Origin of the sequence: Devosia alba (assembly GCF_039938915.1) — a bacterium.
GTDB classification, from domain to species: domain Bacteria; phylum Pseudomonadota; class Alphaproteobacteria; order Rhizobiales; family Devosiaceae; genus Devosia; species Devosia alba.
Map to the genome: position 1 here is coordinate 74591 of NZ_JBDUUI010000009.1, position 22704 is coordinate 97294.

Genomic DNA, 22704 nt, shown 5'->3' on the forward strand with positions numbered 1-22704 from the left:
GGACTGCCAAAATGACCGAAAAAATCAAGCTGATCGCCCCACGCCTACCGCGTGGCTTTGAAGACCGCACGCCCGGCGAAATCGCCGCCGTTGGCACCATGATCGACAAGATCAAGGCGGTTTACGAGCGCTATGGCTTTGACCCGGTGGAAACCCCGCTGTTCGAGTTCACCGAAACCCTCGGCAAGTTCCTGCCCGATACCGACCGGCCCAATGCCGGCGTGTTTTCCCTGCAGGATGATGACGAGCAGTGGATGAGCCTGCGCTACGATCTGACCGCGCCGCTCGCCCGCTATTTCGCCGAGAATTTCGAAACCCTGCCCAAGCCTTATCGCTCCTATCGCCAGGGCTATGTGTTCCGCAACGAAAAGCCCGGCCCCGGCCGCTTCCGCCAGTTCATGCAGTTTGACGCCGACACCGTCGGCGCCGCTAGCCCCGAGGCTGACGCTGAAATGTGCATGATGATGGCCGATGTCATGGACGCGCTCGGCTTGTCCGGCCAGTACATCGTCCGCGTCAACAATCGCAAGGTGCTGGATGGCGTCCTGGCCACCGCCGGGGTCACCACCGAGGAGCAAAAGCTCACCGTGCTGCGCGCCATCGACAAGCTCGACAAATTCGGTGTCGAGGGCGTCAAGCTGCTGCTCGGTGCCGGCCGCAAGGATGAAAGCGGCGACTTCACCAAAGGCGCCGGGCTTTCCCCGGACCAGATCGCGCCCCTGCTGGCCTATGTCGCCAGCGGCGACGTGACCGAGGGCATGGAAAAGGGCAGCAACGCCCATGTCGTGGCCACAATCAATGCCCTGGCGGGCTTGATCGGCGGCTCGGAGACCGGTCTCGAAGGCGTCAAGGAACTGGCGACCATTTTCGGCCTGGTTCAGGCCAGCGGTTTCGGTGATCGCGTGGTGCTCGATCCCTCGGTGGTGCGCGGCCTCGAATATTACACTGGCCCGGTTTTCGAGATCGAACTGACTTTCAAGGTGCAGAACGAAAAGGGCCAGGACGTGGTGTTCGGCTCGGTCGGTGGCGGCGGTCGTTATGATGGGCTGGTCTCGCGCTTCCGCCGTGAACCGGTCCCGGCCACCGGCTTTTCCATCGGCGTGTCGCGGCTGGCCAATGCCCTCAAGCTCACCGGCAATCTGCAGGCCGAGGAGCCTGTCGGCCCAGTCGTCGTGCTGGTCATGGACAAGGATCAGACCGCCGGCTACCAGGCCATGGTCGCCGAACTGCGCCGCGCCGGCATCCGTGCCGAAATGTTCCTCGGCAACACCAAGAATTTTGGCAAGCAGGTTGCCTATGCCGACAAGCGCAATGCCCCCGCAGTGATCATCGAGGGCAGCCAGGAGCGCGAACAGGGCATCTTGCAGGTCAAGGATCTGGTGGCCGGCAAGCTGGCCGCCGCCGCCATCACCGATAACGCCGAATGGAAAGCCGCCCGTCCCGGCCAGTTCGAAATCAAACGCGACGACCTGGTTTCAGCGATCCAAAATCTGCTGAGCCAGCCATGAGCGGCGCCGCGCTGCGCCGCGCCAATCTTGAGGCCCTGGTCGAGGCGCAGGGGGCTACCCGCGCCACGCCGCCACTCTTGCTGTCGGCCGATCCCTATTTTGATCTGGCCGGCGAGGAGTTCGGCCGTCGCCTGTTGCTGACCACCGATGCCACCGGCGCCGAGTATTGCCTGCGCCCCGATTTTACCCTCCCCATCGTCAAAGCCTACATTGAGAATGGTGTCGGCAAACCGGCGGCTTTCTCCTATCTCGGACCCATCTTTCGCCAGCGCGACACTGGCGCCGCCCAATTTGACCAGGCCGGCATCGAATTGCTGGCCCAGCCTGATGGCGATGTGGCGCTCGATCAGGTGCTGACCTTCGCCCGTGCCGCCTTGTCCATCTATGGCGTTGCTCCGCAATTTCGCCTCGGTGGTGTCGGTCTGTTCGAGGCGCTGCTGGCCCAGGCCGATATGCCCGATGCCTGGCGCCCGCGGATCCGCAACCGCTTTGGCCACACCGAGGCGCTCAACCGCCTGCTCACCCGGCTCGAAGCCGCGCCCGATCTGCCGCGCGAGGCCCAGCCCAGCCGCGATGAACTGGTCGAGGACGTCACCGCCCAGATGGTCGCCGCCGGCCTCAGCCTCTCGGACGGCCGCACGCCCGATGAAATTGCCGACCGCTATCTCGAACAGCAGGCGCTCGACGCCGCTCTTGTTCCGCCCGCCACGCTCAAACTGCTGCGCGACTATCTGGCGATTTCCGGGCCTGTGCTGCAGGCCCTGACTCAGATCGAGGCCCTCGCCGCCGGACATAGGCTGATGCTCGGTGCGCCCATTCGCGCCCTGCGCCGCCATCTCAATGGGCTGGGCGAAGCCAAAGTCAGCTTTGATGCCGGCTTCTCGCCCCGCCTCGATTATTACACCGGCATCGTCTTTGAGCTGACCGGTCAGAGTGGCGCCATCCTCGCCTCTGGCGGCCAGTATGATCGCCTGCTCGAACGCCTGGGCGCCACCGCCCCCATCGCCGCATCCGGCTGCTCGGTCTGGGTTGATCGTCTCGAAGCGGAGGTTGCGCCATGAGTGGCATTACCCTGGCCGTGCCCTCCAAGGGGCGCCTTGAAGAACTAACCCGCGACTGGTTTGCGTCCAAGGGCCTGACCATTACCCGCCCCGGTGGCGCGCGCTCCTATCTTGGCGCCATTGATGGCATGCCCGAAGTCACGGTGCGCTTCTTCCCGGCCTCCGAGATTGCCCGCGAACTGATCCGTGGCAGCATCGATGTCGGCGTCACCGGCCTCGATCTGATTCACGAAACCAGCGAAACCGGTCCCGCCAGCGTCTCGATCGCCAGCCGGCTCGGTTTTGGCCAGGCCGACTGCGTCGTTGCCGTGCCTGAAGCCTGGATCGATGTCACCCACATGCACGACCTGGCCGATGTCGCGTCCGATTTCCGCGCCCGGCATGGTCGCTGGCTGCGCATCGCCACCAAATACATCACCATCACCCGCCAGCATTTTGCCAGGGCCGGCATTGCCGAATACCGCACCGTGGAGAGCCTGGGCGCCACCGAGGCCGCGCCGGCGTCCGGTGTGGCCGATATCGTGGTCGACATCACCACCACCGGCTCGACCCTGGCAGCCAACGGCCTGCGCGTGCTCGAAGATGGTGTGATGCTCAAAAGCGAAGCCTGCCTGATCGTCTCGCGTACAGCTGGCTGGTCGCCGGAGCGTCGCGCGATCCGCGACCAGATGCTGTCCCGCCTCGGCGTGACCGCCGAAGTCTGACGGACCCATCCGTGCCCAATGGGAGATTGCCATGGCAAGCCGATTCACGGCACACCTGACTTGCAGCGGACCGGGGGGATGATTTGGCTGATCAACTTGAACTGACCATCCTGATGCCATGCCTCAATGAGGCCGAGACTCTGGCAACCTGCATCGCCAAGGCTCGCAGCTTCCTGGCGTCCAGTGGCATCGCTGGCGAGGTGCTCATCGCCGACAATGGCTCGACCGACGGCTCGCGCGAAATCGCCGAAGCGGCCGGTGCCATCGTCGTGGCGATCGAGCAGCGCGGCTATGGGGCGGCACTGGCGGGCGGCATCGAGGCGGCGCGCGGGCGTTACGTCATCATGGGCGATGCTGACGACAGCTATGATTTCTCCCGGCTCGACGCCTTTGTCGCCCAATTGCGCGCAGGGGCCGATCTGGTGATGGGCAACCGGTTCGCCGGCGGCATTGCCCCTGGCGCCATGCCCTGGCTGCACCGATTTGTGGGCAACCCGGTGCTTAGCTCACTGGGGCGTCTGTTCTTCCGCACACCGATTGGCGATTTCCACTGCGGTCTGCGCGGCTTCTCGCGCGACGCCATTCTGCGGTTGAACCTGCGCACCACCGGCATGGAGTTCGCCTCGGAAATGGTGGTCAAGGCCACGCTGTCCCAGTTCGACGTGCGTGAAGTGCCCACCAAACTGGCCAAGGATGGCCGCTCGCGCCCGCCCCACTTGCGCTCGTTTCGCGATGGCTGGCGGCATCTGCGTTTTCTGTTGCTGTTTTCGCCGCGCTGGCTGTTCTTGTATCCCGGCATTGCCCTGCTGTGGGTTGGCCTGGTCGTTGGTGCAATCCTGCTGCCCGGTCCGGTGCGGCTGGGCGGTGTCAGTTTTGACGTCCACACCTTTCTGGTGGCGGCGCTTTGCGTAATTGTGGGGCTGCAGTCGATCTCCTTTGCCGTCATCGGTCGTCGTTTTGCTTCCCGCTACGGCTTCATTCCGCGCTCCGATACCTATGACCGGCTGCTTGAGGCGCTGACCCTGGAGCGCATCCTGCTGGTTGCCATTCTGCTCATGCTGACGGGCTTTGCGGCGCTGGTCTGGGGAGTTGGCGAATGGGCGGCCCGCGATTTTGGCGCCCTCAACGCCAGCAGGACCATGCGCCCGGTCATCCTCGCCATGACAGCGCTGGTCTCGGGGTTCCAAATGATGATGAGCGGCTTCATGTCCTCCATGATCAATATCCCGATCTATGAACGCCGCCTCGCCGAAGTCGCTACCCCCAGTGCTTCCCAGCAACGCCATCGCGAGATGGATCGGACCTGATCTTCTATGCTTGATCCCATGATCCTGCTGGCCCTGGCCGGTGTCGGCCTGCTGGCCGGATTTGTTGATGCCATTGCCGGGGGTGGCGGCATGATCGCGCTGCCCGCGCTGCTGTCAGTGGGTCTGCCGCCGGTCGCCGCGCTCGCCACCAACAAGCTGCAATCGGTGTTCGGCACCGGCATGGCCGCCTATACCTATTGGCGCCGCGGTTTCATCAATCTGCCCGCGCTGGTACCGGCCATTGCGCTGACCTATGCCGGCAGCTTCTGTGGCGCGCTGATCGTCAAGCAGATTGATACCAGCCTGCTCAATGTCGCCGTACCAATCGCGCTGATCGCCATTGCGCTCTATTTTCTGTTCGCGCCCAACCTGTCCGATGCCGACAAGGCAGCCCGCTTGCCATTCCACCGTTTCGTGCCGCTGCTGGGCTTTGCCGTCGGCTTCTACGATGGTGTTTTTGGCCCCGGCACTGGCTCGTTCTTCACCATTGGCTTTGTCATGCTGTTCGGGCTGGGTCTCACCCGCGCCGCCGGCAATACCAAGATCCTCAATGTCACCTCCAACCTGGCGGCATTGACCATCTTCATCACTGCTGGCGACGTGGTCTGGCCGGCCGCACTGGCCATGGCCATCGGGCAATTGCTGGGCGGCTATATCGGCGCCCATACCGGCATCCGCTATGGCGCCCGGCTGATCCGGCCGCTGGTGGTGGTGGTTTCCATCGCGTTGGCGCTGCGCCTGTTGTTTTTCCGCTAGGGCAGGGGTCAGGCCTCGCTTAGGCCCGCCGCCGCGCGCAGTGCAGCATTGATGCGGTCCTGCCAGCCGGGACCGTCGTCCTGAAAATGCTCCAGCACCGCGCGATCGAGCCGCAGGGTCACCATTTCCTTGCCCTCGGGCACGCTCTTGGCCTTGGCCGGCGCCTCCACCGGTTTGCTGGTGGCGGCTTTGAAGGCAGCTTCCGCCTGGTCCATGGCACTGCCTGTGCGTCTTGGTGGTCGCATCGAATCGTCCCTCCGGTTCGCGCCATGTTATCCCCGCAACCGCGCGCGGATACAATAAGCGGCAGCTTGGTGCCCTTGAGTACCGGGAGGCGGTACCAAAAAGAAAGGCACGGTGTTTCCACCGTGCCTTTCCTGAGAAGTCCGTGACTGGGAAGTAACGAACTTCTAAGTCTTGGTGAGGCTGGACTAGAAGTCCATGCCGCCCATGCCGCCCATGCCGCCGCCGCCGCCGGGCATTGCCGGTGCTGCGTCCTTGGGAGCCTCGACGATGAGGGCTTCGGTGGTGATCAGCAGCGAAGCAACCGAAGCGGCATCCTGCAGCGCGTGCCGCACGACCTTGACCGGATCGATGACACCCATGGTGATCATGTCACCATATTCACCCGTTGCGGCATTGTAGCCGAAGCTGACCGAGGAGTTTTCGAGGATCTTGCCGACTACGACGGAGCCTTCGGCACCGGCATTGTTGGCGATCGTGCGAACAGGTTCCTGCAGCGCGCGCTTGACGATGGCAATGCCCGCGTCCTGATCGGCATTGGCGCCCTTGACCTTCATGGCGCTCGAAGCCCGCAGCAGCGCAACGCCACCACCGGCTACAATGCCTTCTTCAACAGCAGCGCGGGTAGCGTTCAGCGCGTCGTCGACGCGGTCCTTGCGCTCCTTGACTTCGACTTCCGTCGAGCCGCCAACCTTGATCACTGCAACGCCACCGGCCAGCTTGGCCAGACGTTCCTGAAGCTTTTCCTTGTCGTAGTCCGAAGTGGTTTCTTCGATCTGCGCCTTGATCTGGCCAACACGACCCTGGATGTCTTCCTTGGTGCCAGCGCCATCAACGATAGTGGTGGTTTCCTTGGTGATTTCAACGCGCTTGGCAGTGCCCAGCATGTCGATGGTCACGTTCTCGAGCTTGATGCCGAGATCTTCGGAGATCACCTGGCCACCGGTCAGGATGGCGATGTCTTCGAGCATTGCCTTGCGGCGATCGCCGAAGCCAGGCGCCTTAACAGCAGCAACCTTGAGGCCGCCACGCAGGCGGTTGACGACCAAGGTGGCCAGTGCTTCGCCATCAATGTCTTCAGCAATGATCAGCAGTGGACGCTGGCTCTGCACAACCGATTCCAGGATCGGCAGCATGGCCTGCAGATTGCTGAGCTTCTTCTCGTGTAGCAGGATGACGGGATCTTCGAGAACCGCCGTCATCTTCTCGGCATTGGTCACGAAGTAGGGCGACAGGTAGCCGCGGTCGAACTGCATGCCTTCGACGACTTCAAGTTCGGTCTCGGCGGTCTTGGCTTCTTCGACGGTGATGACACCCTCATTGCCGACCTTCTGCATGGCTTCAGCAATCATCTCGCCGATAGCGGTTTCGCCATTGGCCGAAATGGTGCCGACCTGGGCAACTTCGCTCGATGACTTGATCTTTGACGAAGCGGTCTTCAGCGAAGCCACAACTTCTTCGACAGCCATGTCGATGCCGCGCTTGAGGTCCATCGGGTTGAAGCCGGCGGCAACTGCCTTGACGCCTTCAACAACGATAGCCTGACCGAGCACGGTCGCGGTGGTGGTGCCGTCACCGGCAACGTCATTGGTCTTGGAAGCGACCGAACGCAGCAACTGTGCGCCCAGGTTTTCGAAGCGGTCTTCCAGTTCGATTTCCTTGGCGACGGTTACGCCGTCCTTGGTGATGCGCGGTGCGCCGAACGACTTTTCGATAACGACGTTACGACCCTTGGGGCCGAGCGTTACCTTGACCGCATTGGCCAGGATGTTGACGCCGCGCAGCATTTTGTCGCGTGCGTCGGTGGAGAACTTTACTTCTTTGGCAGCCATGTGAGGCGCTCCTTGGAATGGGTTGAGAAGGAATGGGCGTGAAGCGGTTTAAGCTTCGATGATGCCCATGATGTCGCTTTCCTTCATGATCAACAGCTCTTCGTCGTTGACCTTGACTTCGGTGCCGCTCCACTTGCCGAACAGCACGCGGTCGCCTGCCTTGACGTCCAGCGCCGTGATTTTACCGTTGTCATCGCGAGCGCCTGGGCCCACGGCAACGATTACGCCCTCGGAGGGCTTTTCCTTGGCGGTGTCGGGGATGATGATCCCGCCTTTGGTCTTTTCTTCGCCATCGAGGCGGCGGACGACCACGCGGTCGTGCAGAGGACGGAAGCCCATGATTTGCTCCTATAGCAGCATTTTGAATGCAATATCTCGACTGTTAGCACTCACAGATGGAGAGTGCTAACAGGTGTCGGGGATATAGGATTGCGGCTGCGGAGAGTCAAGCGCGTGTGAACCTTGCAGCCCGTCAAACGTTGCTTGTATTCAACCGGCAATAATCTGAATGGCAGGTAATTATGACGCGTCAATGTCTCGACAAGGATATCAAGATCACCCCGGTCCAGGGCCGCGTGCACGTTTTCTTCGACCAGGCCGAGATCGGCAGCTCCATCAACGCCCTGCAGCTCGACGAGCCCGGCGCGCCCCTGCGCATTTATTTTCCGCGCAGCGACATCCAGCCCGGTATTCTCGAAGAAACCGAGACCCGGACCCAGTGTCCTTACAAGGGTGAAGCATGGTACTGCACCATCAAGACCTTGACCGCCACCGGTGTTGACCAAGTCTGGTACTATCCCGATCCGTGTCCCTTGGTGGAGCCCATCCGCGACATGCTCGCCTTTTGGGGCGATGGGATCGAGATACGCCACTCCGTAGTTTGATCACCGCAATGTAGCGACGATACATGGCGGGACTGTAACTTTTTCTTCCAGCCCCTTCCAAGCCCGGCAAAGCTAAGCCATAAGGCTGTCATGACCCAGAACAACACTCTTCAGATCAAGCTGAGCCTCAAGGGCGGCAGCGGCCCCAATGCCAACTGGCACTGGGAAATTCACGACGCCACCGGCAAGGTGGTCAAGACTGGCAGCGCTGTCGGACCAGAGCACAAGGCTTTCACGACCGCGCGCATTGCCAAGGAAAAGCTGGAAGCGGCCAAGAGCTGATTTCCTGCCCGGCGCGCCATAACCTGCTGCGCCGGGCATAATTTACGCCTTGTTTCCAGCCACGAGCCAATGGTGCCCCCTCCAGCGCCCGCCACCAAAGCCAATCCTGAGCGCGATGCGGCAGATCCGTTTCGCGGCATCCTGCTCAAGGTGCTCTCGGTGGTCAGCTTTGTGGTCATGGCGACGCTGCTCAAGGCAACCCAGACCATTCCCGCCGGCGAACTGGTCTTCTTCCGCTGTGTTTTTGCCATTGTGCCCGTCCTGGCCTATCTGGTCTGGAAGCGGCAATTGCACACTGCACTGCGCACCAGCAATCCCATGGGCCATGTCGTGCGCTCCTTTATCGGGGTCACCTCCATGGGTCTGGGCTTTTTTGCGCTGACTCGCCTGCCGCTGCCTGAAACCACCGCCATCGGCTACGCTTCGCCGCTGCTTATCGTGGTGTTCAGCGCTCTGCTGCTCAAGGAACGCGTACAACTGTTTCGCTGGTCGGCCGTGCTGATCGGTCTGGTGGGAGTGGTGATCATTCTCTGGCCGCGCCTGACCCTGTTTTCTGGTGGTGCGCCTTTGGGCAACGAGGAAACCGTCGGTGCGGTGGCGGCTCTGGGGGCCGCAGTCATGTCGGCCTTTGCCATGATGCAGGTGCGCCATCTGGTACAGACCGAGCGCACCGAAACCATCGTCATTTACTTCTTCATCTGTGCCAGCCTGATCTCGCTGCTGACCATGCCGTTCGGTTGGCTGATGCCAACGCCGGAACAAAGCGTGCTGCTGATCGGTGCAGGGTTCGCCGGCGGGGTTGGCCAGCTCCTGCTCACATCGTGTTACCGCTACGCCGATATGTCGGTGATCGCACCTTTCGAATATGTCTCGCTGATTCTGACCATTATCATCGGCCTGCTGGTGTTTGCCGACGTGCCAACGCTGAGTATGATTGCTGGCGCACTGATTATTGTCGCCTCGGGCATCGCGGTGATCATGCGTGAGCACTATCTGGGGCTTGATCGTGCCAGGGCCCGCGCTGCCGCCACGCCCTGATCGCTCCTGGATTTTAGCTGGCTGAGGCCAGTTCCGCCCAGCCCTGCCGTTTGCGGTAGATCGTGGACGGGCTGATCTCGAGTGCCGCTGCAGCCAAAGAAACATTGCCGCCAAAACTAGCGATCGCGTCTTCAATGATGCGCTGTTCCTGCTGCCACATCGGCAGAATGGCGGGCCGTCTTTCCTCGCGTGGCGCTAATTCGGGCACCCGGGACATGCCACTTGTCTCGATATCGGCCGCGCCGAGCATCTCCGCCGTGATCTCCCCGCCATCAAACATCACGACCAGACGGCGCACCAGGTTTTGCAGCTGGCGCACATTGCCAGGCCATTCGGCGGCCGACAGCATATTGCCGACCTCAAACGAATAGCCGGTGAAGCGCTTGTGTTCCTCGGCGGCATAGCGGGCCAGGAAATGGCGCGCCAGCACCATGATATCGGTGGGTCGCTGGCGCAGCGGTGGCAGATGGATGGGCAGCACATGCAGCCGGTAGAACAGATCCTCGCGGAATTTCTTTTCAGCGATCAACTGCATCGGATTGCGATTGGTGGCGCAGATCACCCGTACATCGACCCGCCGCACCGCTCCTTCGCCGACGCGGCTCAGCATGCCGGTCTGCAGGAATCGCAGCAATTTCGCCTGCAGGGACAAGTCCATTTCCCCGATCTCATCGAGAAACAGCGTGCCGCCATCTGCCAGTTCAGCCGCGCCCTTGCGATCTTCATGCGCGCCGGTGAAGGCGCCACGGGCCACCCCGAACAATTCGCTTTCCATCAGATCGCGCGGAATGGCGGCGCAATTGATCGCGACCAGCCGCTTGCCGGCGCGATGGCCCATCTCGTGCAGCGCTTCGGCGCAAACATCCTTGCCCGTGCCGCTTTCCCCGGTGATGAACACCGGCGCCGACGACGTCGAGATGCGCCCGATCTGCTCATAGACAAACTGCATGGCGCTTGAGGCGCCGATAAACCCGCCGAAATTGCTCGTACCCGCTTTGCCGCGGGCCTCAATGCCCAGCGAATGACACTTGCCGTGCCGCTGCGCCAGTTCGCCGATACGGGCAGCCATGCTGGGCCCGTTGATGGGCTTGGCCACATAATCATGCGCGCCGGCCCGCATGGCGCCCACTGCCGCCGATACCGAAACGCCATCCGACAGTGCCACCAGCAGCGCGCCCTGGGCCAGCCGGACCAGCCGCAATACCGCGTCATCGCTATGGCGTGCCAGATCGTCCAGACTCGATAGATCGGCCAGGACGATGTCAAAGCTGGTTTCGCGCAGCAGCGCTGCTGCCGGCTCGCCCCCCGCAACCACCGTGATGCTGGTGTTTGGTTCAAGGTATTGCGCCAGCGTCTCGGCCACCAATTGGGCCTGCGCCTGGTCGCGCTCGATCAGCATCAGCCGGCCGCTGGCATTGCTGTCGCTTCGATTCTGCATCGCCATGCGGCCCGGTCCTCGCGGTTGGATCTATTTGAGTTCCGGTGGTGCGGCGCCCGCAGCTTTTCCGGTGTTGATCCAATTGTTTCCTAACAGGGTAAATTTTCCGTTCCAGAATTCAGCCAATGATTATTGTATTGGGCTTGATCGGAGTAGTTGCAGTCGATTAAGTCACGCCCATGCAAAAGGATTCTGACCCGCCCGATTTCAATCCAATGTCTCGCGGCGTCGCCCAGTCTGGTGTGCGCATTACCAATGAGCGCGCGGTATTGACCTTGCTCGAGCAAAATCCCGGCGCATCCAATGCTGATCTTGCACGCCTGTCCGGTCTTGGCCCGCAAACCACATCGCGAATCATCGCCGAGCTGGAATCACGCGGCCTGGTTATTCGCGGCGACGTGCTGCGGGGCCGCCGTGGCCAGCCCGCCACGCCGCTTTTCGTCAACCCCCAGGGTGCCGTGGCAATCGGCATCGAGATCGGCTGGCGACATTTTGAAGTGCTGGTGGTGGAACTGTCGGGCAAAACACTGGCCAGCGTCCGCCGCAGTTACCCCTGGCCTGACGCCCGCACCATATTTTCCGAGATCGCTGCCGAAGTGGCCACCATCCGCTCCGGCTTGACTGAATTGCAGCAATCACGCCTGGCTGGTATCGGCGTCGCTAGCCCCTCTCATATCGGGCGCAATATCGACCTGCTGGATGCACCCCAAGAGCAGGCCGCCTTGTGGCACGACCTCAATCTGGTCGAGCGCCTGGCGCAGGAAACCGACGTCTCCGTGCAGTGGTTCAATGATGGCAATGCGGCCTGCTGGTCTGAATTGGTAGCGCGTTCCACCCAGCGCCCCCAGGCGTTCGCCTATTTTCAGGTGGGGGCATTCGTCGGTGGCGGCTTGGTCGCGAATGGAGAACTGTGGGAGGGCAATGGTCATGCGGCCAATCTGGGCTCGATCTTGGTTTGTGACGAGGAGGGTAACCCCACCTATGTCCATCTGCTCGCCTCGATAGTGGCGCTGCAGCGTTTGCTGACCAGCGCCGGTCGGGAGGTGCCCAATGGCAGCCCGTTCAACTGGGATTGGGATGCGCTGGAGCCAGTCGCCACCCAGTGGCTGGATACCGCCGGCAGGGCGCTGGCCGCCGCCATTGTCAACGCTGGTGCGGTGATCGAGCTGGATCATGCCACTATTGACGGGGCGATGCCGCGGGCGATTGTGGCGCGCCTGATCGACCGCGTCGAATACTATTTGGCGAACCTGCCAACCCTCACCACCGACCACCCCACCATTCAGATGGGGCAAATGGGCGCCTCGGCGGCTTCCACTGGCGCGGCGCAATTGGTGTTGTTCCAGCGCTACTTCTCGCGCGCCTGGAAGCTGTTTTCCACCTGAGCGGGCGCAATTAGCCTTGGGAAGAGCCGGCACGCGGCTTTTGCCGCCCTCGGCGCGATGCTAAGAGGGGAAGCCGAATCCCGGCAGATTTACAGGGTTCATAGGTCCGCGCGTGCAGGCACTGGTCTATACGTTCATCGCCCTTTCCGCAGCTGGCGTCGGTGCCGCTGCCTATTTTGGGCTGACGTTCACGCCTGCGGAAGCAATTCTTGCCGCCGTGGTCTTCGGCTGCGTCTGTGTTGTGCTGATGGAACGCAAGCTGCGCCAGCGCGCCGAAAACCGCCTGGAGCGAGCGATAGAGGATCTTTCCCGCCTGCTCGCCACCGATGCCCAGGCCGGTGCGGTGCTCGGTCAACGCATCAATGCCATGGCCGATATTGATGCCGAGCAGCGCCTTGAAGGCGTGGAGGCCGATATTTCCGTGCTGGGTACGGTAATCCGCCAGGTGGCCGAGGCTGTCTCCGAAATCGAGGACCGGGTCACCAAACCACAGCTCGACGGGCGCGATCGGATGCTTGCCGCTGCGGCAGTTCCACCCGCACCGGCGCGTGAACCCGATCCTGGCATTCCGGTTGAGATGGTGCGCCAGGCGCTGGCCGAAGGCCGCTTGATCTTTCATGTCCAGCCCGTGGTGACTCTGCCGCAGCGACGGCCGCAGGGCTATGATCTGGTGCCGCGCCTCAAGCTTGAGGGTGGCGATATTGCCGATAGCGCCGACTTCATGCCGCGCACGGGTGGCCCTGATGTGCTGCGTCATATCGAAGGACTCGCGCTGGCGGAGGCCATTACCATTGGCCGCCGCGCCCGTTCCAGCGGCCAACCCATCCGGCTCTACATTCCGCTTTCGCGCGCCACGCTTGGCGATTCTGCAGCGTCCGAGCAATTGCTGGCGTCACTTGAAGCCAACCGGGCGATTGCCGAGGGGCTGATCTTTGCCATCAGCGGGACCGATTGGCACGCGATGGCAAGTGGAGAACGGGCCATCGCCGACGCTGTCGCCCGCAAGGGTGCTGGATTCTCCCTGGTCAACGTGACATCGCTCCGCATTGATGTTGCCGAGCTGGCCGACCACAATGTCCGTTCCCTGCGCATCGATGCGGCCCGTTTTATCGAATCTCCCGAGAGCTTTACCGATTTCCACGCCTCTGACATTGCCGACTATGTGGCGCGTTTCGAGGTCGTCCTGCTCGCCACCGGCATTACCAATGAACGCCAGATCATCGAACTGCTCGATGACGGCATTGCCTTGGCTCAGGGGCCCTACATCGCCGCGCCTGGACCCGTCCGCCCCGATCTTGTGGTCGATGTTGGCCGACCCGCGCGCCCACAACTGCGCCGTGCTGAACTTTGAGCCGATACTGACTGGCGCGTGGCGCTTGCGCGCCTCAGAATCGTCCGCTCCCGCCAAACCCACGCTGCGAGCTACGCCAGCCAGACGAAGCGCCGTTTCGGTATTCCAGCATGGTTGTGATACCCACTCATTTGTGGTTTTCCCTTGATCCCGAAGGGCAAGCTGCCACATAGAAACCCTCAACTCTGCCCGCATCGGACCTTCGCGATGACCAGCCCGCTACCCTCGATCTCCGGCCTTGCCGATCTCACCGGCCGCTATGATGCCGTGCTGAGTGATGTATGGGGGGTCGTGCATAACGGCGTGGCGGCCTTCCCCAGCGCTGTCGACGCGCTGGTGCAGTTCCGCAAGGCAGGCGGCAAGGTGATCTTCATCACCAATGCCCCGCGCCCCTCTGGCCCCTTGATCGCCATGCTCGATCGGCTCGGCGTGGGGCGCGAAAGCTATGACGCCATCGTGTCGTCAGGTGATGCCACCCGCGTCATGATCGGCAAATACTCCGGCCGCGCCATCCACCATGTCGGCCCGCCCACCGAGGATGATGCGCTCTATGAGGGGCTCAATGTGCGCCGCGCCGGCCCGGAAGAAGCCGAAGTCGTGGTCGTTACCGATCTCGATACCGATGATGACACCCCCGAAATGTATCGTGAGCGCGCCCGGCTCTGGCTGGCCCGCAAACTGCCCATGATCTGTGCCAACCCCGACCGTGTCGTCGAACACGGTGACAAGATCATCTATTGCGGCGGCGCCCTGGGTGATCTCTACGCGGCCATGGGGGGCATGGTGCTGATGGCAGGCAAACCATATCGGCCCATCTATGAGGAGGCCTTTCGGCTCGCCGAAGTGGCGGCTGGCAAACAGCTGGACCGATCGCGCGTCCTGGCGATCGGCGATAGCGTCCGCACCGATGCGACCGGTGCTGCGCAGTTCGGGCTCGATTTGCTGTTTGTCACCGGCTCGATTCACGCCGCCGAACTTGATGCCTTCGGCAAGCCCGACCCGCAGGCCATCGCCGATCTGGTGGCGCCGAGCGGGGCGCGCCTGGCCGGCTTCCTGCCGCGCTTGACCTGGTAGTGTCGATGAGTGGGTTCGTGCGGCTATCCAGCCTTGATGCCGTGCCGGCAAAGTTGCGTGGCGCCTATGTGGCCATCGGCAATTTTGACGGCTTTCATCGTGGTCACCAGATGGTGCTGTCCACGCTCAAGGCCAGGGCCAGGGCGGCTGGCGTCCCGGCCATGGTGCTGACGTTCGAGCCGCATCCGCGCGACGTCTTCGCGCCGTCTCCATTCATGTTCCGGCTCACCGAAGGCGATGCCAAGGCCCGGCTTGCCGAGGCCTTTGGGCTCGACGCCATCGCCATCCTCAACTTTGACTGGGACTTTTCTCAGATCGAAGCGGAAGACTTCGTCTCGCGCTTCCTCGTTGGGGCCTTGGGTGTCACCGGCGTTATTGTCGGTGCTGATTTTCATTTTGGCCGCCAGCGCCGTGGCACGCCCGACTTCCTCAAGGCCGCCGGCAATGCCAATGGCTTCGTGGTCAAGACCCTCGATCTGATGGATGAGGGCGACGAGGTCATCTCATCCTCACGCATCCGCGCCGCCCTGTCCGAAGGCGCCATCAGTGCGGCCAATCGGCTGCTCGGCTACCACTGGTTTTTCGATGGTTGTGTCGTCAAGGGCGACCAGCGGGGCAGGGAGCTTGGCTATCCCACCGCCAATACCATGACCCATGCCAGCTTCCAGCTGGCCCAGGGCGTCTATGCCGTCCGCGCCAAGGTCGGCGGGCGCGTGTTTGATGGCGTCTCCGGCTTCGGCAAGCCGATGTTCAACAATCAGCGCCCACCCTTTGAGACCCATCTGTTTGATTTCGATGAGGACATTTACGGGCAAACCATTTCGGTCGCCCTGATCGGCCATATTCGTGGCCAGGAAGTGTTTTCCGGTCTCGATGGACTGATTGCCGCCATGGACCGCGACAGCGCCAAGGCGCGACAGCTGATTAGCACCGCGCGTCCAATCGGCGCGCTCGACAGTAAACTTGGCTTCATCGGCTGATCGTTACCACCTCAGCTGTCCCAAATCAGCCTTTGCCCCTTGGCCCCTGCCTTGCTAAAAGGCAGCCAAAATCTCCAGCATGATTGCCGTTTCCCATGACCGATACCGTCACAGGCGCCGCCGAAACCGATTATTCGGCTACCCTTTTCCTGCCCGAGACTAATTTCCCGATGCGCGCGGGCCTGCCCCAGCGCGAGCCCGAATGGCTCAAGCGTTGGGAAGCAATGGACATTTATGCGCTGCAACGCAAACAGGCCAAGGATCGGCCGCTCTTTACCATTCACGATGGCCCTCCCTACGCCAACGGCAACATCCATATCGGTCACGCGCTCAACAAGACCCTCAAGGATCTGGTGAGCCGCTCCATGCAGATGCTCGGCTTCAACTCAGCCTATGTGCCGGGCTGGGATTGTCATGGCCTGCCGATCGAGTGGAAAATCGAGGAACAGTACCGCGCCAAGGGCAAGGACAAGAACGATGTTCCCGTCGTCGAATTCCGCCAGGAATGCCGCACCTTTGCCGAGCAATGGGTCGATGTGCAGCGCGAGGAATTCAAGCGCCTCGGCATCCTCGGTGAGTGGGACAATCCCTATCTCACCATGAGCTTTGACGCCGAGGCCCAGATCGCCCGCGAACTGATGCAGGTCTCGATGAGCGGTCAGCTCTATCGCGGCTCCAAGCCCGTCATGTGGTCGGTGGTGGAACGCACCGCGCTGGCCGAAGCCGAAATCGAATATGCCGACTACGAGAGCGATACGATCTGGGTGAAGTTCCCGGTCCATTCTGGCGGTGGCGACATCAACTCCGGGGCCTTCCACGACCTGAACGCCTCAGTCGTGATCTGGACCACCACGCCGTGGACCATCCCGGCCAACCGCGCCATCAGCTTCTCGTCAAAGATCAGCTATGGCCTCTACGAGATCACCAAGGCGCCCGAGGGCAATTGGGCTTCGACGGGCGAAAAATACATCCTCGCCGACAATCTCGCCGCCGAAACCTTTGCCAAGGCCAAGGTCGAGGAATTTGCGCGCATCGGCGACGTCGATCCGGCTCGCATCACCTCATGCTTCCACCCGCTGCGCGGGCTCGGCGGCGGCTACGAGTTCGAAGTCCCGCTCCTCGATGGCGATCACGTCACCGATGACGCCGGCACCGGTTTCGTCCATACCGCACCCGGCCATGGCCTCGACGACTTTGAAATCTGGATGAATTCGACGCGCCTGCTGGCCGAAAAGGGCATCTCCACCGAGGTTCCCTATGTCGTCGGCGACGACGGCTTCTATACCAGGGACGCCCCCGGTCTCGGCCCCGATGCCGAGGGCGGTCCCGCCCGCGTCATCGACGATAACGGCAAGAAGGGTGACGCCAATAACCGTGTCATCGCCGCGCTTGCCGAGCGCAACGCCATGGTGGCCCGTGGTCGCGTCAAGCATCAATACCCCCATTCATGGCGCTCGAAAAAGCCGGTGATCTTCCGCAACACCCCGCAATGGTTCGTCTATATGGACCGCGATATCGAGGGCACTGCTGGCGACACCCTGCGCCACCGCGCGCTCAATGCCATCGACGCCACCAAATTCTACCCTGCTGCCGGCCAGAACCGCCTGCGCGCCATGATCGCCGATCGCCCCGATTGGGTGCTCAGCCGCCAGCGCGCCTGGGGCGTGCCGATCACTGTTTTCGTCAACAAGGCCACGAAAGAAATCCTCAAGGACGCAGTGGTCAATCATCGCATTGCCGACGCCTTTGAGGTCGAGGGTGCCGACGCCTGGTACAAGGACGGCGCCGCCCAGCGCTTCCTCGGCGATGCCTATGCCGCCGACGACTACGAAATGATCCGTGACGTGCTCGACGTCTGGTTCGACTCGGGCACCACCCACGCCTGGGTGCTGCGCAACAAGCAGAAATGGCCGCATCTGAAATTCCCGGCCTCGATGTATCTCGAAGGCAGTGATCAGCACCGCGGCTGGTTCCATTCGAGCCTGCTCGAAAGCTGCGCCACCAATGGCTTTGCCCCCTATGAGAGCGTGTTGACGCATGGCTTCACCATGGATGGCGAAGGCCGCAAGATGAGCAAGTCGCTGGGCAATACCGTTGCCCCGCAGGATATCATCAAGCAGTATGGCGCCGATATCCTGCGCCTCTGGGTCGCCTCGACCGATTATCAGGAAGATCAGCGCCTCGGTAAGGAAGTCATCCAGACCACGGTCGACAGCTACCGCAAGCTGCGCAATACGCTGCGCTGGCTGCTCGGCAATCTGGCGCATTACCAGCCCGACGATGCGGTCGAGCCCGGCGATATGCCCGAGCTCGAACAGGTCATCCTGCATCGTCTGGCCCAGCTCGATGGCCAGGTGCGCGGCGCCTACAAGGAATACGACTATCGCAAGATCGTCACGCTGCTGACCAATTTCATGAACATCGAGCTGAGCGCCTTCTACTTCGACATCCGCAAGGATGCGCTCTATTGCGAGCCGATCTCCTCGATCAAGCGCAAGTCGGCGCTGACCGTACTGAACCATCTGTTCGATTGCCTGACCGCCTGGCTGGCCCCCATCCTGGTGTTCACCATGGAAGAAGTCTGGCTCGAGCGGCACCCCGGCGAGGGTTCCTCGGTCCATCTGCGCCTGTTCCCCGAAGTCCCCTCTGACTGGCTCCATGCTGAACTGGCCGCCAAGTGGCAGTTGATCCGCACTGTCCGCCGCGTGGTCACCGGGTCGCTGGAGATCGAGCGTCGCGAAAAGCGCATCGGCTCCTCGCTGGAAGCAGCGCCAAAGGTCTTCATCGCCGACCCCCGCTATCTGACGGCGCTTGAGGGCCAGGATCTGGCTGAAATCGCCATCACCTCCGCCATTTCGATCGAGACTGCCGAAGGCCCCGCCGAGGCCTTCCGTCTCGACGACGTCGCCGGCATTGCGGTGCTGCCCGGCCTGGCGCAAGGCAAACGTTGTGCCCGCTCCTGGCGGGTGCTGCCCGAGGTCGGTTCTGATCCGGACTACCCCGATGTATCGCCGCGCGACGCCCAGGCCCTGCGCGAACGCACTGCCGCCGGGCTTTGAAGCAGGAGCCGTAGGCTCCATCGCCCTCTCCCCCTGTGGGAGAGGGTGCCCGAAGGGCGGGGGAGGGGCTTGCATCCATCGCTGACCTTTCATCCGGCGCTGGGCGCCATCTTCTCCCGCAAGGGGAGACGGCAAGAAGGAGCAAGTGCTCGATGAACCTGAAATCGCTCTTCCACCCCTCGGTCTATTTTTCCCTCACCCTGGCCATCCTGGCGTTCGGGCTGGACCGGGCGCACAAGGCCTTTCACGTAGCAGCCGAGTGCATTGCCATTGGTGCCGCGCCCTGCGTCGAGGTTTTCGTCAGCTACGTCCCCTTCGCCATGACCGGCTGGCGCGGCGGGGAGATTGTGCGGGTCACCGATTTCTTCGACTATGTGCTGGTGTGGAATACCGGCGTGTCCTATGGCCTGCTTGATGGTCTGCCGGTCTGGGGTCTGGGCGTGATCATGATGGTGGCGATTGTGGCGCTGTCGATCTGGTGGGTCCGCGCCGATTCAGCGATGATCCGCATGGGTCTGGCGCTGTGCATCGGCGGCGCGCTTTCCAATGCCGTTGATCGGCTGATCTACGGCGCGGTGGCGGACTTTTTCCATCTTCACTGGGGTGACTGGTCATTCTACATCTTCAACATTGCCGATGTCGCCATTACCTTGGGGGTGATCCTGCTGATTGCCGATCTGATCGGGCTCGGCGGCACCCGAAAACCGGTGAGCTGAGGGTGGTGAACACGTTGCTGCCAGAATCTGGTCTTAGTCCGCAGAATGCGCTATAAGCGCCGCCGACATCTTGAAGGACGTTTCATGCGTATTGGAATGACGGGGCAGCTGGCTGCTCTTCGCGCGACCTCCCGGGCTGGATCGGTAGCGTTGGCTGTTGTGCTGGCGCTGGCGCTGGGTGCCTGCACCACGGTGGAAGGCACCAATGCCCTGACCGATCCGGGCACTTTCGAGCGGGAAGTGATGAGCTCCACCGCGCGCGGCCTCGGGCTCATTCCTGGTGATGCCGCCAAGGAGGATTTGACCCAGGCACGGGCGCCTCTGGTATTGCCCCAGTCTGGCCAGGCCCTGCCGCCCCCCACGACCGAGGTGGCGGCGGCGCAGCTCCCGACCGACAGCGATACTGTCCAGATTGATGCGAGTAACCTGACCGAGGCCGATCTGCAGCGCCTGCGCAATGCCAAGGTGGTTGATTTGCGCTCCGTGTCGGGTCGTCCGCTGACCGAAGCCGAAGCGCGTGCGCTGACTGCCCGCATGCGGGCTGCCAATATGGACGTCCGTACCAGCACGGCCAAGCGGCCGCTCTACATGCCGCCCGAAGATTATTTCACCCGCGTTGGTGATGCCGAACTGGTCTGCTCGACGCCCGGCGGCGAACTGGTATCAATCAATGATCCAAAATGCCCTGAAGCGGTGCGCAAGGCCTTGCGTCGGACTGCCCAATCCTCGTCCTCCAGTGGTGGCGCGATGATCAGCAGTCCGGGCGTGTCGCTCACGGAAAAAGAAATCACCAACCGGTAGAATTCTTGCTGGTTTACGCGACTAAAAAGCGGCTGGATGATCCGGCCGCTTTCTCCTTTCTGCGCCGCCCCAATGGGTCACGCATGACATGAAAGCCCGCTCCAATGCGCGAACTGAACGACGCCACCCCCGCAAAACCTGATACCGGCGATCGTCTCGCCAAGGTCATAGCCCGCTCCGGGCTGTGCTCCCGCCGCGATGCCGAGGTGTGGATCACCGAGGGCCGCGTCGTGGTCAACGGCAAGAAGGTGCAGACCCCGGCCTTCAACGTTACCGACCGTGACAAGGTGATGGTCGATGGTGCCCCTCTGGCCGCCCGTCAGGGCACCCGCGTCTGGCTCTACCACAAGCCTGCGGGCCTGGTGGTGACCGAGAAGGACCCCGAAGGCCGCGAGACCATTTTCGAGCACCTCGAAACTCATGGCCTGCCGCGCGTCGTCACTGTCGGTCGGCTCGATATCAACACCGAGGGCCTGTTGCTGCTGACCAATGATGGCGGCCTGAAGCGCGTGCTGGAACTGCCGGCAACCGGCTGGCTGCGCCGCTATCGCGTCCGCGCCCACGGTTCGGTCACCCAGGCGGCGCTCGACAAGCTCAAGGACGGCATCGAGATCGACGGCATCAAATATGGCGCCATCGAAGCCACGCTGGAGCGCGAGCAGGGCGCCAATGTCTGGCTGGTGCTGGCGCTGCGCGAAGGCAAGAACCGCGAAGTCAAGAATGTGCTGGGCGCGCTCGGCCTCGAAGTGAACCGGCTGATCCGCGTCAGCTATGGTCCATTCCAGCTCGGCGATATCCCGGTTGGTGGCATTGAGACCATCAAGGCCAAGATGCTGCGCGATCAGCTCGGCAAGAAGCTGGCCGACGCCGCCGATGTCGATTTCGATAGCGAAATGCCCGAAGCCAGCGCGCTCGAAGGCAAGCCAACCCGCGACCGCCTGACCGGTCGCGGCACCAATACCGTGGAAATTGCCCGCCAGCGCTTCCGCTTCACCGACGGCGCCGAGCAGACCGAAGAAGAGCGCCGCGCCGAGCGGCCGCGTCAGGATCGTCCTGGTCGCTTCGATCCGCGCAAGCCGACCGGCAAGCGCCTTGATCCGCGTGACGAGGAAGAAGCCCCGCCACCGCGCCACATCCATTTTGACGAGGACGGCCGTGCGCCGGAAGAATTTGTGAAAAAGAACCTCGGCAAGGCGCCCACATGGCGCGATCCAGATGATCAGCCCGCTGCCAACTATGGCAAAAAGGCACCGCGCCCCGCTGGCGGCAAACCCGGTGCCGGCGACAAGAAGCCCTTTGGCGAGAAGAAGTCGTTTGGGGACAAGAAGTCCTTCGGCGACAAGAAACCCTATGGCGACAAAAAACCTTACGGCGACAAGAAGCCCTATGGTGACAAGAAGACGTTCGGTGACAAGCCACGCGGTCCGCGTCGCGAAGACGGTGATCGTCCCGCCCGGCCTTATGGCGATCGTCCAGCTGGTACCCGTCCCGCCGCTGGTCGGCCCGCCGCAGAGCGGTCCGCGCGCGATTTCGGTGACCGTCCCCAGCGCAGCTTTGGTGAGCGTCCGGCGCGCAGTTTCGAGCCGCGTACCCGGCCCGAAGGCGGCACTCGTCCGTCGCGAGATCGTGAATTCACTGGTACCCCACGCGGTCCCCGCCGTGGCGATGCGCCCGGTGGCGAACGCCCGGCCGCAAACTTCGAGCCCCGTCTGCGGCCCGATAGCGAACGCGGCGCTGGCGCGGCCTTCAAGGGGGAAGCCAAGCGCCCCGGCCGCAACTTCTCCGACAAGCCAGTGCGGGCCTACCGTCCCGAGGGGGATCGTCCGGTTTACGCCGACCGCGCCGAGCGGCCATCGCGTCCAGCCCATTCGGATCGTCCCGACCGCGCGTCGCGCCCCGGCCGTGACCATCTCGGCTCCGAGGCCAAGACCTATGGCAAGCCCCGGACCCGTCCGGATGGCAAGCCGCATCCCAAGCGCGATGGCGCTGCGCCGCAGCGCGCGCCCAAGTCCGGCGCTCGCTCCTTTGGGGGCCCAGCCGGTGGCGCTGGCCGTCCCGCCGGTGGCGCTGGTCGTCCAGCTGGCGGCGGTGGTCGTCCCGCCGGTGGCGCCGGTCGCCCAGCCGGTGGTGGTCGCCCTTCCGGTGGACCCGGTCGCCCGTCAGGTGGTCGTCCGTCGGGTGGCGCAGGCCGTTCCGCCGGTGGTCGTCCAGGCGCGCCGCGCCGTCCGAAGTCCTGAGATGCCAGGTCCGGGTCTGATGCGAGCTCACTAAGGATCGAAAGGATC

At 62.7% G+C, this 22704-nt stretch carries 20 protein-coding genes; 16 read left to right on the forward strand and 4 right to left on the reverse strand.

Annotation, left to right across the window (positions count from 1 at the left end):
- Positions 1-11 precede the first annotated feature (11 nt).
- The 5 genes from hisS to ABFY71_RS13785 all read left to right on the forward strand — a co-directional run bounded on the left by hisS (position 12) and on the right by ABFY71_RS13785 (position 5336).
- Positions 12-1508: a histidine--tRNA ligase gene (gene hisS / locus ABFY71_RS13765; RefSeq protein WP_347946611.1), complete on the forward strand. Its 1497-nt coding sequence runs from the start codon at positions 12-14 to the stop codon at positions 1506-1508.
- Positions 1505-2569, forward strand: coding sequence for an ATP phosphoribosyltransferase regulatory subunit (locus ABFY71_RS13770; RefSeq protein WP_347946612.1), 1065 nt, complete (start codon positions 1505-1507; stop codon positions 2567-2569). The genes hisS and ABFY71_RS13770 overlap by 4 nt, the downstream gene beginning before the upstream one ends.
- The gene (hisG, locus tag ABFY71_RS13775; protein ID WP_347946613.1) at positions 2566-3273 is read left to right on the forward strand and encodes an ATP phosphoribosyltransferase; all 708 of its coding nucleotides are present in this window, start codon (positions 2566-2568) and stop codon (positions 3271-3273) included. The genes ABFY71_RS13770 and hisG overlap by 4 nt, the downstream gene beginning before the upstream one ends.
- Before the next feature lie 83 nt (positions 3274-3356).
- The gene (locus ABFY71_RS13780; RefSeq protein WP_347946614.1) at positions 3357-4580 is read left to right on the forward strand and encodes a glycosyltransferase family 2 protein; all 1224 of its coding nucleotides are present in this window, start codon (positions 3357-3359) and stop codon (positions 4578-4580) included.
- Between the two features lie 6 nt (positions 4581-4586).
- Positions 4587-5336 (forward strand): TSUP family transporter, encoded by a 750-nt coding sequence (locus ABFY71_RS13785; RefSeq protein ID WP_347946615.1) that lies wholly within the window; start codon positions 4587-4589, stop codon positions 5334-5336.
- Between the two features lie 8 nt (positions 5337-5344).
- Here ABFY71_RS13785 and ABFY71_RS13790 read toward each other — a convergent pair whose 3' ends face one another.
- From ABFY71_RS13790 to ABFY71_RS13800, 3 genes are all read right to left on the reverse strand, one after another.
- Positions 5345-5581, reverse strand: coding sequence for a BrnA antitoxin family protein (locus ABFY71_RS13790; RefSeq protein WP_347946616.1), 237 nt, complete (start codon positions 5579-5581; stop codon positions 5345-5347).
- A 186-nt stretch (positions 5582-5767) separates the two neighbouring features.
- Positions 5768-7411, reverse strand: coding sequence for a chaperonin GroEL (gene groL / locus ABFY71_RS13795; protein ID WP_347946617.1), 1644 nt, complete (start codon positions 7409-7411; stop codon positions 5768-5770).
- 48 nt (positions 7412-7459) lie between these two features.
- Positions 7460-7750 carry a co-chaperone GroES gene (locus ABFY71_RS13800; RefSeq protein WP_347946618.1) on the reverse strand — a complete coding sequence of 97 codons (291 nt, stop codon included), beginning with the start codon at positions 7748-7750 and terminating at the stop codon, positions 7460-7462.
- Positions 7751-7932: 182 nt separating this feature from the next.
- On the opposite strand from ABFY71_RS13800, the gene ABFY71_RS13805 reads away from it, so the two are divergent.
- The 3 genes from ABFY71_RS13805 to ABFY71_RS13815 all read left to right on the forward strand — a co-directional run bounded on the left by ABFY71_RS13805 (position 7933) and on the right by ABFY71_RS13815 (position 9615).
- Positions 7933-8295, forward strand: coding sequence for a DUF427 domain-containing protein (locus ABFY71_RS13805; RefSeq protein WP_305582429.1), 363 nt, complete (start codon positions 7933-7935; stop codon positions 8293-8295).
- 90 nt (positions 8296-8385) lie between these two features.
- A complete protein-coding gene (locus ABFY71_RS13810; protein ID WP_305582431.1) occupies positions 8386-8577 on the forward strand; it encodes a hypothetical protein in 192 nt (63 codons plus the stop codon).
- 69 nt (positions 8578-8646) lie between these two features.
- Positions 8647-9615, forward strand: coding sequence for a DMT family transporter (locus tag ABFY71_RS13815; RefSeq protein WP_431021537.1), 969 nt, complete (start codon positions 8647-8649; stop codon positions 9613-9615).
- A 13-nt stretch (positions 9616-9628) separates the two neighbouring features.
- Here the strand turns inward: ABFY71_RS13815 and ABFY71_RS13820 are convergent, their stop codons facing one another.
- A complete protein-coding gene (locus ABFY71_RS13820; RefSeq protein WP_347946620.1) occupies positions 9629-11059 on the reverse strand; it encodes a sigma 54-interacting transcriptional regulator in 1431 nt (476 codons plus the stop codon).
- Between the two features lie 173 nt (positions 11060-11232).
- On the opposite strand from ABFY71_RS13820, the gene ABFY71_RS13825 reads away from it, so the two are divergent.
- The 8 genes from ABFY71_RS13825 (at position 11233) to ABFY71_RS13860 (ending at position 22656) form a co-directional block, all read left to right on the forward strand.
- Entirely contained in the window at positions 11233-12438 is a 1206-nt protein-coding gene (locus ABFY71_RS13825) for an ROK family transcriptional regulator (RefSeq protein WP_347946621.1), read from the forward strand.
- 112 nt (positions 12439-12550) lie between these two features.
- A complete protein-coding gene (locus ABFY71_RS13830; protein WP_347946622.1) occupies positions 12551-13789 on the forward strand; it encodes an EAL domain-containing protein in 1239 nt (412 codons plus the stop codon).
- A 207-nt stretch (positions 13790-13996) separates the two neighbouring features.
- Positions 13997-14863, forward strand: coding sequence for a TIGR01459 family HAD-type hydrolase (locus tag ABFY71_RS13835; protein ID WP_347946623.1), 867 nt, complete (start codon positions 13997-13999; stop codon positions 14861-14863).
- Between the two features lie 17 nt (positions 14864-14880).
- Positions 14881-15843 carry a bifunctional riboflavin kinase/FAD synthetase gene (locus ABFY71_RS13840; protein ID WP_347946624.1) on the forward strand — a complete coding sequence of 321 codons (963 nt, stop codon included), beginning with the start codon at positions 14881-14883 and terminating at the stop codon, positions 15841-15843.
- 95 nt (positions 15844-15938) lie between these two features.
- On the forward strand, positions 15939-18902 hold the full coding sequence (gene ileS / locus ABFY71_RS13845) for an isoleucine--tRNA ligase (RefSeq protein WP_347946625.1): 2964 nt from the start codon (positions 15939-15941) through the stop codon (positions 18900-18902).
- A 152-nt stretch (positions 18903-19054) separates the two neighbouring features.
- Positions 19055-19618 (forward strand): signal peptidase II, encoded by a 564-nt coding sequence (lspA, locus tag ABFY71_RS13850; protein WP_347946626.1) that lies wholly within the window; start codon positions 19055-19057, stop codon positions 19616-19618.
- 150 nt (positions 19619-19768) lie between these two features.
- Complete coding sequence (locus ABFY71_RS13855) at positions 19769-20419, forward strand: hypothetical protein (protein ID WP_347946627.1); 651 nt, start codon at positions 19769-19771, stop codon at positions 20417-20419.
- 104 nt (positions 20420-20523) lie between these two features.
- Positions 20524-22656 carry a pseudouridine synthase gene (locus ABFY71_RS13860; RefSeq protein WP_347946628.1) on the forward strand — a complete coding sequence of 711 codons (2133 nt, stop codon included), beginning with the start codon at positions 20524-20526 and terminating at the stop codon, positions 22654-22656.
- Positions 22657-22704: the final 48 nt, after the last annotated feature.

Coding starts and splice junctions, on each gene's coding strand:
- hisS (WP_347946611.1), top strand. CDS start 12: ATGACCGAAAAAATCAAGCTGATCGCCCCACGCCTACCGCGTGGCTTT.
- ABFY71_RS13770 (WP_347946612.1), top strand. CDS start 1,505: ATGAGCGGCGCCGCGCTGCGCCGCGCCAATCTTGAGGCCCTGGTCGAG.
- hisG (WP_347946613.1), top strand. CDS start 2,566: ATGAGTGGCATTACCCTGGCCGTGCCCTCCAAGGGGCGCCTTGAAGAA.
- ABFY71_RS13785 (WP_347946615.1), top strand. CDS start 4,587: ATGCTTGATCCCATGATCCTGCTGGCCCTGGCCGGTGTCGGCCTGCTG.
- ABFY71_RS13790 (WP_347946616.1), bottom strand. CDS start 5,581: ATGCGACCACCAAGACGCACAGGCAGTGCCATGGACCAGGCGGAAGCT.
- groL (WP_347946617.1), bottom strand. CDS start 7,411: ATGGCTGCCAAAGAAGTAAAGTTCTCCACCGACGCACGCGACAAAATG.
- ABFY71_RS13800 (WP_347946618.1), bottom strand. CDS start 7,750: ATGGGCTTCCGTCCTCTGCACGACCGCGTGGTCGTCCGCCGCCTCGAT.
- ABFY71_RS13805 (WP_305582429.1), top strand. CDS start 7,933: ATGACGCGTCAATGTCTCGACAAGGATATCAAGATCACCCCGGTCCAG.
- ABFY71_RS13810 (WP_305582431.1), top strand. CDS start 8,386: ATGACCCAGAACAACACTCTTCAGATCAAGCTGAGCCTCAAGGGCGGC.
- ABFY71_RS13815 (WP_431021537.1), top strand. CDS start 8,647: ATGGTGCCCCCTCCAGCGCCCGCCACCAAAGCCAATCCTGAGCGCGAT.
- ABFY71_RS13820 (WP_347946620.1), bottom strand. CDS start 11,059: ATGGCGATGCAGAATCGAAGCGACAGCAATGCCAGCGGCCGGCTGATG.
- ABFY71_RS13825 (WP_347946621.1), top strand. CDS start 11,233: ATGCAAAAGGATTCTGACCCGCCCGATTTCAATCCAATGTCTCGCGGC.
- ABFY71_RS13835 (WP_347946623.1), top strand. CDS start 13,997: ATGACCAGCCCGCTACCCTCGATCTCCGGCCTTGCCGATCTCACCGGC.
- ileS (WP_347946625.1), top strand. CDS start 15,939: ATGACCGATACCGTCACAGGCGCCGCCGAAACCGATTATTCGGCTACC.
- lspA (WP_347946626.1), top strand. CDS start 19,055: ATGAACCTGAAATCGCTCTTCCACCCCTCGGTCTATTTTTCCCTCACC.
- ABFY71_RS13860 (WP_347946628.1), top strand. CDS start 20,524: ATGCGCGAACTGAACGACGCCACCCCCGCAAAACCTGATACCGGCGAT.